Here is a 15,900-nt window from a genome sequence, read left to right as displayed (position 1 = left end):
AATAGTTGAGGAGTATCAGATGCGTATCAGCACCCAGTCGTTTTATGATCAAAGCATGGCTTCGATGGGATCGCAGCAAACCGGTTTGCTGCGCATACAACAGCAAATCGGTTCGATGACCAAAATCCTGACACCGTCCGACGATCCGCTCGGCGCCACGCGTGCGTTGGCTGCCTCGCAGTCGATCGCGCTCAATGATCAATACTCAACCAGCCGCGCACAGGCGACCCGCACGCTCGGGCTGGAAGACAACGCCCTGCAAAGCGTGACTACGCTACTGCAAAACGTCAAGGGATTGATTGTGCAGGCCGGCAATGGCACCTTGACCGATGTCGACCGCGCTTCTATCGCTACTTCTTTGCAGAGCAACTATGATCAATTGCTGAACCTGGCGAATTCCGACGACGGCAATGGCCAGTTTCTGTTTGCCGGTTTCAGGAGCGGTAGTGCGCCGTTCGTGCAATCGGCCAGCGGCGGTATCCAGTATGTCGGCGACCAGGGTCAGCAGCTGTTGCAGGTCGACGTTTCTCGGCAGATGGCCGGCAGCGATGACGGCCGCAGCATTTTCCAAACCGCGCAGGGCGGGGCGGGATATGTGACAACGTCGTCGGCCGCCAATACCGGCACAGGCGTGTACGGTGCGACTTCGGTGATTGATGCCACCAACGCGGATTTCGGCAAGAGCTTCTCGATCAGTTTCACATCGGCCACGACCTACACCGTCACCAATTCCGACACACCGCCTGTGGTCACGACAGGAACATATACCGCCGGCACACCGATCAAGTTCGGCGGCCTGCAAATCACACTGACCGGCGATCCCGCCGCCGGCGACAGCTTTAACGCCAGCACCGCGCAAAATGCCAATCCCGACATGTTCGGCGCGCTCAAGGATCTGATCGGCGCCCTCAAGACTCCAGTCGACAACGGCACCCCGGCCGCCAAAGCGCAATTGCTCAATTCCCTGAGCACGGCCAACGTCAAGCTCTCGAATTCGCTCGACAACGTCCTGACGGTACGCTCCTCGGTCGGCTCACGTATGCAGGAACTGGATACTCTCAACACCAATGGTGATACGCGCAACCTGTCCGATAAAAGTTATCTGTCAGACATCCAGGATCTCGACTACACCAGCGCCATCACCGAGCTATATCAGCGCCAGATGGCATTGCAGGCGACGCAGCAGACTTTTGTGCAGATTCGCAAGATATCGTTGTTGAATTACTTGTGATTCCCGTATCGCGGCGTGCCTTTGATAAAAGTGCGCCGCGTGGGTTTTGAGAAGGCGATTTACGGCCGCAGCGCCTGCACCAGATGCAGCATATTGGCCAGGCCAAGCGCGAATTGTTGTTCCAGGAAGGGCGCCAGATGCGGCATCAGCTGCTGCAGGATCAGGATGCCGCCGAGCAGTGTCACCGGGAAGCCGACCGCGAAGATGCTCAGTTGCGGCGAGGCGCGATTGAGGATGCCCATCGCCAGGTTCAAGGTCAACACGGCGGCAATCAGCGGCAGCGCCAGCATCAGGCCGGCAGAAAATACGTTGGCGCCGGCCAGTGCCAGGAAATGCCAGCCGTTGGCAGACAGCGGCGCATCTGAAACAGGCAAGATATGAAAGCTTTCGGCGAGTGTACTGATGACCATCAGGTGGCCGTCCACCGCCAGGAAAATCATCATCGCCAGCATATTCAGAAAACTCGACAGCACCATGGTGTTGCCGCCGCTGTTGGCGTCGAAGAATGAGGCGAACGACAAGCCCATCTGTAGGCCGGCATAATCGCCCGCCGCTTGTACTGCGGCAAATATCAGGCGCATCGAAAATCCCATGGCGGCGCCGATCAGGATTTGCTGGATCAGGATCCAGACGCCGGCGGCGGATACCAGCGGCACGTTCGGCATGGTTCCCAGCGTGGGGCCGATGGCAATCGCCAGCAATGCCGCCAGGCCGACTTTGACCTGTCGCATCACTTTTTTTTCGCCGAATACCGGGCTGGTGCTGATCAGCGCCAGCATGCGCACGAACGGCCACATGAATGCCACGATCCAGGCACTCAGTTGCGTCGAGGTGACTGAAAGTACCGGCGACATCAGCCGACCAGTTGCGGGATACTGGAAAACAGCTGGCGCATGTAGTCGAGAATGGAGTTGAGCATCCACGGCCCGGCAATCACCATGGTGGCGCATACCGCCAGCAGCTTGGGAATGAACGACAGCGTCATTTCATTGATCTGGGTGGCGGCCTGGAACAGGCTGATGATCAAGCCGGTGACCAGCGCCACCAGCAGCAACGGCGCGCCCAGCAGGAGCGTCACCTTCATGGCTTGGTAGCCGATCTGCATTACTGATTCAGGAGTCATGGCGTGTACTCAGATATACATCAGGTATAGAAACTTTGGGCAAGTGCGCCGATCAGCAGTTGCCAGCCGTCGACCAGCACGAACAGCATCAGCTTGAAGGGCAGCGATATGGTGGCCGGCGGCACCATCATCATCCCCATCGACATCAACACGCTGGCAACCACCAGGTCGATGATCAGGAAGGGGATGAAGATGGTGAAGCCGATCTGGAACGCGGTCTTCAGTTCGCTGATGACAAATGCCGGCACCAGGATGCGCAGTGGCACTTCCTCCGGACCTTGCATCTGCGGCGTCTGCGCCAGTTTGGCGAACAGCGCCAGGTCGCGTTCGCGGGTCTGCTTCAGCATGAATTGCTTGAATGGCTGGACGCCGCGTTCGAGCGCCTGTTCCGCGCTGATCTTGTTATCTGAAAACGGCTTGTAGGCGTCGCTATAGGCTTTATCGAGTACCGGCGACATGACGAAAAAGGAAAGGAACAGCGCCAGTCCGACCAGGATCTGGTTGGGCGGCGAACTCTGGGCGCCGATGGCGGTGCGCAGCAGACCCAGCACGATGATGATGCGGGTGAAGCTGGTCATCGTCAGCAACAGCGCCGGCAGGAACGACAGCGAAGTCAGCAGCAGCATGGTCTGCACGCTGAGCGACCAGGTCTGGGCGCCGCCCGGGCCGGGCGTGCTGGTAATTCCCGGCAAGGCTTGTGCAGCAGCGATCGCCGGCAACATGCTCAGGACCAGGAAAGCGACCGACAACAGGCCGTGACGCGGTGTACGCTGTGTAAGGATGGATGGAAGACGCATTCTGCCAATCAATATCGGTGAGTATCGTAAAACAACGGCGAGGATTTGCGTCCAGGCCAAACGTGCTTACTTGCAGCGCATTTGCAACTTATTTGCAACTTATTTGCGGCCAAGCGACTCGCGCAATTTTTGGGCAAAGGCGCCGGCGACATTGCCTGCCGCAACCGCTGTATCCCTGAACTGCGGTTCTGCGTTTGCCGGCAGTTCCTGCGCCGGCATTGTGTGCAGCGACTGTATCTGTCCCGGCGTGACGCCAAGCGTCAGCCAGGTGCCGCCGATTTCCACCACGACGATCCGTTCACGCTGGCCGATGGCGCTACTCGCCACGATTTTTATCAGTTTGCCGCTGTTCGGCTTTTGCAAGCCGAGGCGCCGAGCGGCCCAGGCGCACAGGAAAATCAGTCCGATCACGACAGCCAGGCCGAGCACCGCTTGCAGCAGACCGGCGGCGCCCCAGCCAGGAACTGGGGAGGTTGTCGCGGTTGTGGCCACGGCCTGCGGATCGGTATCGATGGCTAGCGCCGGCAGCGCCGGATAAATCAACGCCAGCCATGCCAGGCGCAGCGAGCGAGCGGTTCTCATCGATTCAGCTTGTGGATGCGTTCGGACGGCGTAATGATGTCGGTCAGGCGGATGCCGAATTTGTCATTGACCACCACCACCTCGCCCTGGGCGATCAGGTAGCCGTTGATCAGCACATCCATCGGTTCGCCAGCAAGTCCGTCCAGCTCAACTACCGAGCCTTGCGCCAGTTGCAGCAGGTTCTTGATGGTGATCCTGGTGCGCCCGAGTTCGGCAGTCATCTGCACCGGAATATCGAGGATCATGTCGATATCGGTCTTGGCCACTTCAGCGCTCTCGCCGCTGAGCGGCTGAAACACCTTGGCGGCGCTTTCGGCTGCTGCCGGGGCAGGCTGTGACGCCGCGGTCTGCGCCGCAAGTGCGCTGGCCCAGTCGTCGGCGGCGTCGGTTGATTGATCTGGCGTGTTGTCGTCACTCATGTTCGCTTCCCTTTAACTCACCGTCACGGTGATTGATCATTTTTTCTACACGTAAAGCGTAATGGCCGTTCGACGTGCCGTATCCGCATTCCATCACCGGCACGCCATCTACCTTGGCGATTATCGATTCCGGCATGACGATCGGCAGCACGTCGCCTTTCTTCAGTTTCAGCAGCTGGCCAATAGTCGACGACAGCGTCAGGAAATCGACCTTCAGTTCGACATCGGCGCTTTGCACTTGTTGCGACAGTTGCTTGACCCAACGCTTGTCGACTTCCACTTCGTCCTGCACCGGATTCGACAACAGGTCGCGGATCGGTTCGATCATCGAGTACGGAATACAGACGTGCAGGGCGCCGCCGATCGGTCCGAACTCAATGTGAAAGGTGGTGTTGACCACCACTTCATTGGGCGTCGCTATGTTGGCGAACTTGGTATGCATTTCCGACCGCACGTATTCGAATTCGAGCGGATAGATCGGATTCCAGGCGTTGCCGTAACCGTCCAGCGCCAGATCCAGCAGGCGCTTGATGATGCGCTGCTCGGTCAGGGTGAAGTCACGGCCCTCGACCCGCATGTGAAATCGACCATCGCCGCCGAACAGGTTATCGACCACCAGGAACACCAGGTTCGGATCGAATACGAACAGCGCCGTGCCGCGCAACGGCTTCATGTGCAGCAGATTGATATTGGCCGGCACCGGCAGATGGCGGATGAATTCGCTGTACTTCTGGATATGTACCGAGCCTACCGATATGTCTGGGCTGCGGCGCATGAAGTTGAACAGCGAGCTGCGCAACTGGCGGGCAAAGCGCTCGTTGATGATTTCGAGCGTATGCATGCGCCCGCGCACGATGCGCTCCTGGGTGCCAAGATTGTAGGCTTGCACACCTTCGGGATTCGGCGGCGGCGCGGCGGCGGCATCGGTTTCACCGGTGACGCCTTGCAACAATGCATCTACTTCGTCCTGAGACAGTAGCTGTTCATAAGCCATTGAAGGATCTCATTGATGGTTTCACTGCACCACGAAGGCGGTAAACAACACGTTGGTGACGTGCTGCGGCGGCTGGCTGATGGCCAGGGGCTTGTTGACGACCTTGAGGATTTCGTCAGCCAGCTTGTTCTTGTCGTCCGCGGTGACCAGCGAATTCGGATCGCGATTGGACAGCAGGCCAAGGATGCGGCTGCGCGTCTCCGGCAGGTATTGCACGATCTGCGCCTGGGTCTTGGCATCCGCCACTTTCAGCGTGACGCCGATATGCAGGAAACGATCGCGATCGTCTCCCTGCAGGTTGACCGTGAATGGGTCGAGTGCAAGGAAGATCGGTGTTTCCGGCACTGCTATCGGTGGCGTAGCGGCTTTCGCCGTTTGCATGCTGGTGAAATAATAAGCAGCACCGGCGGCAGCCAGTGCCGCGCTCAGTACGATCAATATCAGCCCAAGCTTGCTTTTCTTGGGGGGTGCCGCTGTGTCATTGGTGATGGTAGCCATGGTTTTCCTGCATCAAAATCCAGCGCTCATTCTTGGCCAAAAGGGCGTCGAACTATCTGGTGATATAAAGGGATAAAGCGCTTCAGATCCGTCATTTGTTGCGCCGGGAAGTTCTGATTTTTTTCTCTTAGGCAAAAGTGTCGACATTGCCGTTGCTGCTGCGCCGGCTGACCGGAGCCGGGGTGCGGTCGGCGACGGTTTGCATATCACTTGGTGCACCGCTGTTGCCGCCGCGATGGAGGTTGCCGCGCGAGCCGTCCTGCGCCCCTTGTTGTTGGGCAAACGCACTTTGCTGTTGTTGCTGCGTATCGGCACTGACCGAGGTGTTGCCGAGGCTGATGCCGTTATCGGCCAGGCTGTTCCTGAGCTGCGGCAGCGCCGCCTCCACTGCAGAACGCACCGATTGATGCGCCGATACAAACATGGCCTGGGCCTGGTTGTCATTGATAGTCAACGTCACTTTCAATGGGCCCAGATCAGGCGGGTTGAGGTGCAACTCGGCCGTCTGGTTGCCGCTGTTGCCCAGCCATACCACTTGTTTGCCGAGCGCGGCGCCCCAACCATCGCTGCCTACCGGAGGCGCCAACGGCAGTTTGAGCGTGGCCGCTGCCGATGTTGTTGTATTGGCTACGATTGCGGCAGTTTGATTGGCGGCGGCCGGAGCATGCAACGGAGCGCCCATATCGACAGTGAATTGTCCGGAAGTGGCAGCGCCGGACTTGGTCGCCGCCGCATCGTGGACAGACGATGTCGAGCTTGCAGCCGTGGTGGCCATATCCGCCCGGCGGGTGTCGGCATCGGTATTTGCCTGGCTGGCCTGGCGATCCTGTTGACCCAGTTTTTCCAATTTGTCTTGACGCGCATCGCGACTGTCGCCGGATGTAGCTTGCTGACCGGCGTTGTTTCCGCCTGCCGATTTAGCAATCAATTGCTCCGGGCCTGGCGTTTGGCCGCCATGGTCAGTGGCGCCCGTTTGTTTGGCGACCTCGCCATGCTGGCCTCGTGGCGTTGCACCGGCCGTTGCTGCTGCGGTATCGAATTGCTCTTGCAGAGGAGCAATGGCGCTCTCTTTTCCGGCAGGTGTGTCGGCGATTTCAGTGGTCGGTACCGCGATCGCGGCGGAGGCGCCGGTCTTGCCGCCGGCAGCGGCAATCGCAGCGTTAAGTTGACTCTCGGCTGCCGATTGCGGTTGCGCCTGACTGCCAAAGCGAGCGCTCGCATCGACAGCTTTGGCGGCAATCTGCGGCAAGGCCATGAATGCCCAATCCGGTGTGGCAGCTGCGTCTTGCTTGTTATCGCTATCGGCCTGTCGTTTGACGCCGCTGCGGCCGCCCGTCTTGAGCGTTTGTTCCGGAGGCGCTTCCGCGCTCTTGTCCTGGTCGGCCAGGGAGCGGTTCAGGACCTGGCCGAAATTGCCGCTATCTCCCGATTGTGGATTGGCATTGTTGCCGGCCACGCTGGCAGCCGGCGATGATGAAACTTGCAGGCTGGCGGTATTGGATGAGACAAGTAATGACATGACGTTTCCTTGATAAATTATTCTGCGGCCGCAATCATGCGAAGCCGGAATTGGCGGGCGGCGTGTTCGTCGCTGGCGCGTTGTTCTCGTTTGTTGACAATCTGCGCCTGTTGCAGCTTGACCCGTTCGGCCAGCGTGTCGAACGAATTCAGGCGACGCTTGTTGTCCTGCCATTCGCTGCGTCCGCGCGCCAGGCGCGTATTGGCTTGCGCCGTAATCGCTCGCTGCTGCTCGATGGCGCCATCGAGGGTGCCGATGAAATGCTGGAAGTTGCGCCAGCGCGACGACGAAACGCCGTTCTGCATCTGGCTTTGCAACTGATCGTAATATTCCTGTCGGTACTGGACCAGCATGTCGAGTTTTTCCGCCGCGCTGAGCTTGGCGCGTTGCAGTTGTCCCAGGCGACGCGTGGCTTCGTCGGTCTTGTTCTGGGCCAGTTCAATCAGCATGGCGAGTGGTAATTTAGACATGGCTTCCTCGAATCTTGATCGTTGCAATGAATGAGTCCGGGCTTATCTTTGGGTTAACGGCCACCAATGAAAAAACTGTAGGAAGCAGCAATAGCCAATAGCTTTACTCCACCTCAAACAACTGTTCCAGTTCGCTTACGGCCTCTGCATAGCCGGCGCGCTCTTCCATTCCTTGTTGCAAAAATGCTTCTATCTTTGGGTACAGCGCGATGGCCTGGTCCAGTTGCAAATCGTGGCCGGCGGCATAGGCGCCGACGCTGATCAGGTCACGGTTGCGCTGGTAGCGCGATAGCATTTGCTTGAAGCGCCGTACCGAATCGAACTGTTCAGGTTCGATCAGTGCGGTCATGGCACGGCTGATCGAGGCTTCGATATCGATCGCCGGGTAATGTCCCGATTCCGCCAGACTGCGCGACAGCACCACGTGGCCGTCCAGGATCGCGCGCGCGGCGTCGGCAATCGGATCCTGCTGGTCGTCGCCTTCGGTCAGCACGGTGTAAAAAGCGGTGATGGCGCCGCCCTTGCCGTTGGCATCGCGGGCGCCGTTGCCGGCACGCTCCACCAGCGCCGGCAACTTGGCGAACACCGATGGCGGATAGCCTTTGGTAGCAGGAGGTTCGCCGACCGCCAGCGCGATCTCGCGTTGCGCCATGGCGTAGCGTGTCAGCGAATCCATGATCAGCAGCACATCCTTGCCCTGGTCGCGGAAAAATTCGGCCAATGAGGTTGCATAGGCTGCCCCTTGCAGGCGCAACAGCGGCGAGGTATCGGCCGGCGCGGCAACCACCACGGCGCGCGCCAAGCCTTCTTCGCCCAGCGTATTCTCAATGAAATCCTTGACTTCGCGGCCGCGCTCGCCGATCAGGCCGACCACGATTACTTCGGCGCTGGTATAGCGCGCCATCATTCCCAACAGCACACTCTTGCCGACGCCGGAGCCGGCGAACAGGCCCATGCGCTGACCGCGGCCGACGGTGAGCAGCGCATTGATCGCACGTACGCCAACATCCAGCACGCTGTCGATCGGCGCGCGCGCCAGTGGGTTGATCGGTGGTGCCGACAGTGGCACTTCGCGGCTGAAATCGAGCGGCCCCAGGCCGTCCAACGGCCGCCCGGCGGCGTCAACCACCCGGCCCAGCATGCCGAAGCCGGCCGGCAGCCTTTTGTTGCCAGGCTCGGCAGGTGGCGCCCCGTTGCCTGTGGCGGCTGTTTCCAGCGGATACACGCGCGCGCCCGGCAGCAATCCGGCGACTTCATTTTGCGGCATCAGGAACAGCCGATCGCCGGCGAAGCCGACCACTTCGGCTTCGGTCGTGCGTTGCGCATAGCCGGGCGGCAGCTCGATCAAGCAATCGCTACCGACTGGCAGCCGCAGGCCGACTGCTTCCAGCACCAGGCCGACCGCACGCGTCAGGCGGCCGTAGGTGCGGATAGGGATGCTGCGGCCGACGCCGATGCGGGCGTTGCCGAGCGCATTGCGCCAGGCCAGAAGATGTGGGTTGTCTTGCAACTGGCCGGCTGCGTTGGGTTGGATGACGTCAGTCATGTGCTGTTGCCGCCGTCTTGGTTGGTTGACGGCCAAGCGCTGCGGCTACCCGCTGCCAACGGGTTTCCAGCGTCGCATCGAGTTCGCCGCTGCTGGCCTCGACCCGGCATCCGCCACGGCTGATGGCCGGATCGCTGCGCAGCAGCCAGCCTGCGGCTTGCAAATCTTCGGACAGGTATTGCTGCACCAGCGGCATGTCGTCCGCGTGTAGCAACAGGCGCGGCGTGCCGCTCAGGGCCGGTTCTGTTTGCAACAGTTCGCGCACGGCTGCCAGGACATGCTGCGGTTCGATCGTCAGTTCCTGACGCACAACCTGCCGCGCAATATCCAGCGCCAGGGCTAGCAGATCGTCGGCCAGTTCCCGTTCAGCGCTGCGCAAGGCAACCGGCAGCGACTGCGCCAGCGCTTGCAGGGCGGCGGCTTCCTGGCGGGCGATCTCCTGTGCCGCAGCATAACCTTCCTGCCATCCGGTGCCGTAGCCTTGCTGATGACCTTCCGTGGCGCCGGCTTGCTGCGCCTCTTGGCGCAACCGTTCGAGTTCGGCTTCGTCTATCAGCAGCTTCGGTTCGAGATGCGTCAGGCTGATATCCATGGCAGGTGGCGGCGGTGGCTCCTCCACCGCCGAAGGCTGGTCGACAGCTGCCATTTCCCAGCGCTGCCATGCCGTCATCTGCGGTTTTGGTGCGCCATCGCGGCGGGGGATCCGGCTTTGCGGGCCGTGGCCGGCTGGTTTAGACATACTCGTCGTTGCCTTGTCCGCCGATCACGATTTCGCCGGAATCCGCCAGTCGCCGTACGATCTGCAGGATGCTCTTCTGCTCGGTTTCGACTTGCGAGACACGTACCGGACCGCGCACTTCGAGATCCTCGCGCAGCATTTCGGCGGCGCGTTGCGACATGTTGCGCAGGAATTTCTCGCGCAACTCCGGCTGCGCACCCTTGAGGGCGACGATCAGCGATTCCGATTCGACTTCCTTGAGCAACAACTGGATGCCGCGGTCTTCGATTTCCAGCAGATTCTCGAACAGGAACATCTCGTCGATGATGCGTTGCGCCAGGTCGCCGTCGTGTTCGCGTACATGCTGGATCACGATCTCTTCCTGCGTACTGCTCATCAGATTCAGGATTTCCGCCGCTGCCCGTACACCGCCCAGGCGGCTGCGCTTGACGCCTTGTCCAGACAACAGGCCGGACAACACATCGGTCAGTTCCGTCAACGCCGCCGGCTGTACGCCGCCAAAGGTGGCCACACGCAGGATGACGTCGTGCCGCAATCGTTCGGTAAACAACTCCAGCACCTCGGAAGCCTTGCTGCGGTCGAGATGCACCAGCAGGGTGGCAATGATCTGCGGATGTTCATCGCGGATGAGTTCAGCCACTTCGTTGGCCTCCAGCCAGTTCAGCGTATCGATGCCGCTGGCAGAGTTGTTGCCGGATTCAAGGATGTCCTCAATCAGGCTGGCAGCGCGGTCGTTGCCCAGCGCCTTGTTGAGGACTGCCCGAATGTAGCTGCTGGAGTCCAGGTTGAGTGCCGAGAATTGTTCAGTTTCAAGGCGGAACTCCTCCATCACTTCAGCGATCTGGTCGCGTGTCACCTGGCGCAGTTTGGACATCGCCATGCCAAGTTTCTGCACTTCCTTTGGCTGCAAATGCTGGAACACGGCAGCGGCGCCGTCTTCACCGAGCGACATCAGCAGGATGGCGCTTTTTCTGATTCCATCGTCATTCATCGTTGCCCATCCAGTTCTTGATTACCATGGCGACCAGACGTGGATCTGTCTCGGCCAGGCTTTGTGCGTGCTGCAGGTTTTCCTTGTGGCGATCGGCCATGCGTTGCTGCGCTTCTTCGCTGAGCTTGGTTTGTTCCGGTGTCGGCGCGGCTGGTGCAACTGCACCTTCGCCACCTTCCGACGCGGCTGCTTGCGGCACTTGCAGATGCTTGCGCAGCAACGGCCGCGCAATGCCGAACCAGGCCCACAATCCAAGCAAGGCGAACAACAGGTACTTGCCGACGGTCTTGGCCAAGTCGATATTGTCCGGCTGGCGCCACACAGGCAGTTCAGGTTCCGGTGTTTCGCCGGCAAACTGGCTGTTGACGACATTCACCGAATCGCCGCGCTCGGCGCTGAAACCCATTGCCTGCTTGACCAGATTCTTGACCTGCTCCAGCTCAGCCGCCGGCAAAGCCTGTGCGACTGTCTTGCCCTGGGCGTTAGGTGCGCCGCGATAATTCACCACCACCGCCACCGACAACCGTTTGACGCCGCCGGCAGATTGCTGCACGTGGCTGATCGAGCGATCCACTTCGTAGTTGGTAGTGACATCGCGCCGCACGTTGCTGGCGCCGCCGCTGCGTGGCGCAGTGTTGGCGACATTGCTTGCATTGGCAGCGCCGGGCTGGCCGTTTGCCGCCGCGCCCTGATTCGGCTGGGCGGTAGTGATCGGCGCACTTGGATTCAGCGGTGGCTGGTTCGACAGGGCACCAGGCACGCCGCCAGGCGGCGTCGCGCCTTGCTGGTTGGCGTCGCTCGATTGCTGGCTACGGATCGCTGCCTTGCTCGGATCCTGGTTCGGCGCGTATTTCTCGTCGGTGTGTTCGACTGTCGAGAAATCGACGTCTGCCGCTACCTGCGCCCGGACGTTGCTGGCGCCGACGATCGGCTGCAGGATGGCTTCAATGCGGCGGATATAGCTTTGCTCGATTTCCTGGGTGTATTTCAGTTGCGTCGCGTCGAGGCCGCGATTGCCGGTGCTCGGCATCGACAACAGGTTGCCGCTCTGGTCGACGATGGTGACGTTCTTGGCGGTCAGTTCCGGCACGCTGCTCGAAATCATATAGGCGATGGCGCTGACCTGGCCTTCGTCGATCGAGCGGCCGCGATGCAGGGTCAGGATCACCGATGCGCTCGGCTTTTGCTGGTCGCGCACGAACAGCGATGGCTTTGGCAGCGCCAGGTGGACGCGCGCTGCTTCAACCGCCGAGATCGACTCGATCGAGCGCGCCAGTTCGCCTTCCAGCGCACGCTGGTAATTGACCTGTTCGGCAAACTGGCTGACGCCGAATTTCTGATTGTCCATCAGCTCGAAGCCGACCGATCCACCCTTGGGCAAACCTTGCGAAGCCAGTTTCAGCCGCGCCTCGTGCACCTGGTCGGCAGCGACCAATACCGCGCCGCCGCCTTCGGCGAACTTGTACGGGATATTCATCTGTTGCAGCGAACTGATGATGGCGCCGCCATCGCGATCCGACAAGTTGCTGTACAGGACTCGATAATCGGGCGCCCGGCTCCATAACCAGAAAGCGGCGATCGCGGCTACCGCCAGCGAAGCGCCGATCATTGTTGGCAGCTTGGGATTGGCGCGCAGTTGTTCCAGGATCGGCAATTTCTTGCCATCTGCGGCGTTGGCGCCTGCTACGGCAGCATTCATGCAGCGACTCCCGTGGAGGACTGGCGGCCAAGGCTATTGGCATTCACTTCGCGCTTCTGTGCATAGGACATACAGCAAGCTTTCCTTAGAATTGGGTGACAGATGCCGGTCCGGCGAGCCTCCCGGGGAGACAGCCTGTGCCGACAGTAATGATTGTCAACGGAGCGCTGCCATTTCGATCGCTTGAATAGCCGAGGTTTTTGCCATCATTTGCCGCTATGCAAAAAAATCGTTGCTGTTACGCTTTTAACCCTGGCTAAAAGTAATCCGCCGCTTAGCGACAAGCTGGCCGGCAAGCGGTGATGTACGCGGCGAGATTCGTAGAGAAATCAAGTAAGAGAGGATGCAACATGGCGATATCAGCTATTGAATCGGTTTTACAGCAACTGACTGCGACGGCGCAGGTTGCCGGGAATGGCGCGACAGCGGCCAACGGCATCGCCGGCGGCGGCTTTGCTGATGAAATGAAGAAAACGCTGCAACGTATCAGCGATGGACAACAGCATGCGGCAGGCCAGGCAGAGGCATTCGAACTTGGCAAGCCGGGCGTTTCGCTGAACGACGTGATGATCGATCTGCAAAAAGCCAACGTCGGCTTCCAGATGGGATTGCAAGTGCGTAACCGGGTGGTTGCCGCCTACCAGGAAATCATGAACATGTCGGCTTGATGTAGCGCATTGATATCCGAAATCGGTATGGGACGGAGACAATGGATGTGCAGTAGCGGCGCAGTCGAGAGTGTGCAGTTCTGTCGTGCGAGCCAGTCTTTCGGCGGCACAGGCGGCGACTGGTCATGAGTGTTCCGGAAAGTTCGGTGGAAGTCTTGAGTGCGGCCATGATGGAAGAAGTGACTACCTGGTTGTTGCAGGATCCGGTAGATATCGAAAGCATATTACGCGAACTGGAGCGGCAGAGCAGCGCCATGACCATGCGCCCGCTAGACGGCGGCGAGATGGTGGCAACGCGGCTGGTGGCGGTGGCGCTGGCGCATGGCTTGTTCATACATGCCGGCGACCCCGAGCGCAATGCCGCGCAATACCAACCCGGCGAGCTGGTTTGCTTCGAAGGCGCGATTGACGGCGCGGGAATCAGTTTCATCAGCACGGTCGCCAGCAATCGGGTCAGCCCGTGGCCAACGGCCTTGGCGGCCGAACTGCCGGTATGCATTGATTACTATCCGCATTCGAAATTCATCCGGATCGGCATGCAGCCGGTTGAAACCTGCGTGGTGCGCGCCAAACGGCGCGATGGCAACGATTTTGTGCTGAATGTGCATGATTTGACTGCACGCGGCATCGGTTTGCGTTCGACGCATGTGCCCTTGCATGCATTACCGGTTGGGACAGTATTGCCCGCCGCGGTATTGGATTTCCGCTCGTCGGGGCGCCTGCTGGTGGACTTGCGGGTGGTTTTTTGCCGTAGCGTGCAGGGTACGGAAGGGATAGTTAATCATTTTGGCTGCTATTACGTAGACCTGGACCAGGCAAGGCAGAGTTTGGGCTGCTTGCTGACGGCCTGAACACAATGGGTATTTTTTATGGCGAACCCTAAATGTTTTCCGAGCAACTGCCGATAACCTGAATAACGGTGGCTTGCTCAACCAGGTCTTTTGCCAGGAAGCGAGTCCAGCGTTACGGCGGCTTAGCCGGAACCCATAAACTTTAGCAACAGGAGTTATGCCATGTCTGTCATCAATACCAACGTTCTTTCACTGGTTGCACAAAACAACCTCACCAAGTCGGCATCTTCGCTGAGCTCGGCAATCCAGCGCCTGTCTTCCGGCATGCGTATCAACAGCGCCAAGGATGACGCTGCGGGTCAAGCCATTGCTAACCGTTTCACAGCCAACATCACCGGCCTGACACAAGCTTCGCGTAACGCCAATGACGGCATCTCGCTGGCGCAAACTACTGAAGGCGCGTTGACTGAAGTTAACAACAACCTGCAACGTATTCGTGAATTGTCCGTGCAAGCTGGTAACGGCACGAACTCGGCCAGCGATCTGCAATCGATCCAGGACGAAATCACACAACGCCTGAGCGAAATCGACCGCACTTCGTCGCAAACCGACTTCAACGGCGTCAAGGTACTGGCTTCGAACCAGACCCTGAACATCCAGGTTGGCGCCAACGACGGCCAAACCATCGGCATCGGCTTGCAAAAGATCGATTCGACCGCGCTGAAACTGAACACACTGAACCTGGCCGGCCCTTCGGGCACAACGACCACGATGACACCTACAGGTAAAGACAACACCGGTGCTGCTACAGCAGTTAGCGCCGGCGGCTTTACAGCTGTCAACCGTGATGCTGCTGCCGGCTTCACTGCAACAATCGCCAGCCTGGTTACCGATGCCCGTGGCAATACCTATGTCAAGAACGGCGCCAACTACTACGCTGCGACAGTCACCGTTTCCGATGCAACCCAAGGTGGCACTGCAGCTGCACCAACTGCCACCGTGACTTACGATTCGTCGAAGTCATTGACAGCAGCCAGCGGCAGCCCACTGACAGCAATTGACAGCGCCTTGTCGCAAGTTGACAGCCTGCGTAGCTCGCTGGGTGCGGTGCAAAACCGTTTCGCCTCGACTATCGCCAACCTCGGCACCACCGTCACTAACTTGTCGGCTTCGCGTTCCGGTATCCAGGACGCTGACTACTCGACTGAAGTGTCGAACATGACTCGCGCGCAGATTCTGCAACAAGCTGGTACTTCGGTTCTGGCAAAAGCGAACCAATCGACACAAAACGTCCTGTCGTTGCTGCAATAAGCGTCTTGACGATAGCGCCGATGTCGATCCGACGTCGGCGCTGCAAGCGGGCGGCCTGCAATTGGGTGGCCCGCTGTTTCAAATACGTTGTCCAGTCAGGTTTGGCGTGTCAGACCTGAGTGGACAGGGATAGGATGGAAGAGGGTGTAATGGCAAATTCAATTGACGCGATTAGCCCGAGCAAATTGCTGCCGACAGAAGCTGTCGCTGCGCCTGCGTCAAACAAGGCCGGTGCGGCAATTGTCGATGGCGATGCGGCAGCCAGCCACGAACAAGTCAGTGCGTTGGAGCGCGCGGAAATCGAGCAAAAAGTCGAGGATATAAACCGGCAGTTGCAGATCAAGGCGATCAGCGTGCAATTCCAGATAGAACCCGGTTACAAGGATGTGGTGTTGAAAGTGGTGGATCAACAGGATGGCAAGGTGATCTTGCAAATACCAAGCGTCGAAGTAGTGCGCTTTGCCAAGGTCATGGACCAGCTGAAGGGCGTATTGCTTGAGAAAACCGCATGATCGAGTGTGA

18 protein-coding genes are annotated in these 15,900 nt (G+C 59.4%); 5 read left to right on the top strand and 13 right to left on the bottom strand.

From position 1 onward, the window contains the following. The first annotated feature begins 19 nt into the window (after positions 1 to 19). Positions 20 to 1,231, top strand: coding sequence for a flagellar hook-associated protein FlgL (gene flgL / locus ACIPF8_RS21995; protein WP_400425385.1), 1,212 nt, complete (start codon positions 20 to 22; stop codon positions 1,229 to 1,231). A gap of 59 nt (positions 1,232 to 1,290) precedes the next feature. On the opposite strand, the gene fliR is transcribed toward flgL, so the two are convergent. From fliR to fliF, 13 genes are all read right to left on the bottom strand, one after another. Continuing rightward, complete coding sequence (fliR, locus tag ACIPF8_RS21990; protein ID WP_400425382.1) at positions 1,291 to 2,085, bottom strand: flagellar biosynthetic protein FliR; 795 nt, start codon at positions 2,083 to 2,085, stop codon at positions 1,291 to 1,293. Beyond that, positions 2,085 to 2,354, bottom strand: coding sequence for a flagellar biosynthesis protein FliQ (gene fliQ, locus ACIPF8_RS21985; protein ID WP_400425380.1), 270 nt, complete (start codon positions 2,352 to 2,354; stop codon positions 2,085 to 2,087). Before fliQ ends, fliR begins: the two co-directional genes overlap by 1 nt. A 20-nt stretch (positions 2,355 to 2,374) precedes the next feature. Beyond that, positions 2,375 to 3,076 (bottom strand): flagellar type III secretion system pore protein FliP, encoded by a 702-nt coding sequence (gene fliP / locus ACIPF8_RS21980; RefSeq protein WP_400425526.1) that lies wholly within the window; start codon positions 3,074 to 3,076, stop codon positions 2,375 to 2,377. A gap of 174 nt (positions 3,077 to 3,250) precedes the next feature. After that, positions 3,251 to 3,733: a flagellar biosynthetic protein FliO gene (fliO, locus tag ACIPF8_RS21975; RefSeq protein WP_400425377.1), complete on the bottom strand. Its 483-nt coding sequence runs from the start codon at positions 3,731 to 3,733 to the stop codon at positions 3,251 to 3,253. Beyond that, the gene (gene fliN / locus ACIPF8_RS21970) at positions 3,730 to 4,152 is read right to left on the bottom strand and encodes a flagellar motor switch protein FliN (protein WP_400425374.1); all 423 of its coding nucleotides are present in this window, start codon (positions 4,150 to 4,152) and stop codon (positions 3,730 to 3,732) included. Before fliN ends, fliO begins: the two co-directional genes overlap by 4 nt. Next, positions 4,145 to 5,146: a flagellar motor switch protein FliM gene (fliM, locus tag ACIPF8_RS21965; RefSeq protein WP_400425372.1), complete on the bottom strand. Its 1,002-nt coding sequence runs from the start codon at positions 5,144 to 5,146 to the stop codon at positions 4,145 to 4,147. Before fliM ends, fliN begins: the two co-directional genes overlap by 8 nt. 21 nt (positions 5,147 to 5,167) lie before the next feature. Then, entirely contained in the window at positions 5,168 to 5,644 is a 477-nt protein-coding gene (fliL, locus tag ACIPF8_RS21960; RefSeq protein WP_400425369.1) for a flagellar basal body-associated protein FliL, read from the bottom strand. Positions 5,645 to 5,771: 127 nt separating this feature from the next. Next, the gene (locus ACIPF8_RS21955) at positions 5,772 to 7,163 is read right to left on the bottom strand and encodes a flagellar hook-length control protein FliK (protein WP_400425366.1); all 1,392 of its coding nucleotides are present in this window, start codon (positions 7,161 to 7,163) and stop codon (positions 5,772 to 5,774) included. A gap of 17 nt (positions 7,164 to 7,180) precedes the next feature. Continuing rightward, positions 7,181 to 7,633, bottom strand: a complete 453-nt coding sequence (gene fliJ / locus ACIPF8_RS21950) for a flagellar export protein FliJ (protein ID WP_400425363.1) — start codon at positions 7,631 to 7,633, stop codon at positions 7,181 to 7,183. A 103-nt stretch (positions 7,634 to 7,736) separates the two neighbouring features. Next, positions 7,737 to 9,179, bottom strand: a complete 1,443-nt coding sequence (fliI, locus tag ACIPF8_RS21945; protein WP_400425360.1) for a flagellar protein export ATPase FliI — start codon at positions 9,177 to 9,179, stop codon at positions 7,737 to 7,739. Beyond that, positions 9,172 to 9,918 carry a flagellar assembly protein FliH gene (gene fliH, locus ACIPF8_RS21940; RefSeq protein ID WP_400425358.1) on the bottom strand — a complete coding sequence of 249 codons (747 nt, stop codon included), beginning with the start codon at positions 9,916 to 9,918 and terminating at the stop codon, positions 9,172 to 9,174. Before fliH ends, fliI begins: the two co-directional genes overlap by 8 nt. Further along, positions 9,911 to 10,909 (bottom strand): flagellar motor switch protein FliG, encoded by a 999-nt coding sequence (gene fliG, locus ACIPF8_RS21935; RefSeq protein WP_400425355.1) that lies wholly within the window; start codon positions 10,907 to 10,909, stop codon positions 9,911 to 9,913. Before fliG ends, fliH begins: the two co-directional genes overlap by 8 nt. Then, positions 10,902 to 12,608 carry a flagellar basal-body MS-ring/collar protein FliF gene (fliF, locus tag ACIPF8_RS21930; protein ID WP_400425352.1) on the bottom strand — a complete coding sequence of 569 codons (1,707 nt, stop codon included), beginning with the start codon at positions 12,606 to 12,608 and terminating at the stop codon, positions 10,902 to 10,904. Before fliF ends, fliG begins: the two co-directional genes overlap by 8 nt. 350 nt (positions 12,609 to 12,958) lie before the next feature. Between fliF and fliE the strand changes: the two genes are divergently transcribed. The 4 genes from fliE (at position 12,959) to ACIPF8_RS21910 (ending at position 15,890) form a co-directional block, all read left to right on the top strand. Continuing rightward, complete coding sequence (gene fliE, locus ACIPF8_RS21925; RefSeq protein WP_400425350.1) at positions 12,959 to 13,276, top strand: flagellar hook-basal body complex protein FliE; 318 nt, start codon at positions 12,959 to 12,961, stop codon at positions 13,274 to 13,276. A gap of 125 nt (positions 13,277 to 13,401) precedes the next feature. Then, complete coding sequence (locus ACIPF8_RS21920; RefSeq protein WP_400425348.1) at positions 13,402 to 14,127, top strand: flagellar regulator YcgR PilZN domain-containing protein; 726 nt, start codon at positions 13,402 to 13,404, stop codon at positions 14,125 to 14,127. 162 nt (positions 14,128 to 14,289) lie between these two features. Beyond that, a complete protein-coding gene (locus ACIPF8_RS21915; RefSeq protein WP_400425345.1) occupies positions 14,290 to 15,378 on the top strand; it encodes a FliC/FljB family flagellin in 1,089 nt (362 codons plus the stop codon). Positions 15,379 to 15,527: 149 nt separating this feature from the next. Continuing rightward, the gene (locus ACIPF8_RS21910; protein ID WP_400425342.1) at positions 15,528 to 15,890 is read left to right on the top strand and encodes a flagellar protein FlaG; all 363 of its coding nucleotides are present in this window, start codon (positions 15,528 to 15,530) and stop codon (positions 15,888 to 15,890) included. Positions 15,891 to 15,900 lie beyond the last annotated feature (10 nt).

Origin of the sequence: Collimonas sp. NPDC087041 (genome assembly GCF_044745265.1) — a bacterium.
Classification (GTDB): domain Bacteria; phylum Pseudomonadota; class Gammaproteobacteria; order Burkholderiales; family Burkholderiaceae_D; genus Collimonas.
This window is presented reverse-complemented; position numbering and strand designations above follow the sequence as displayed.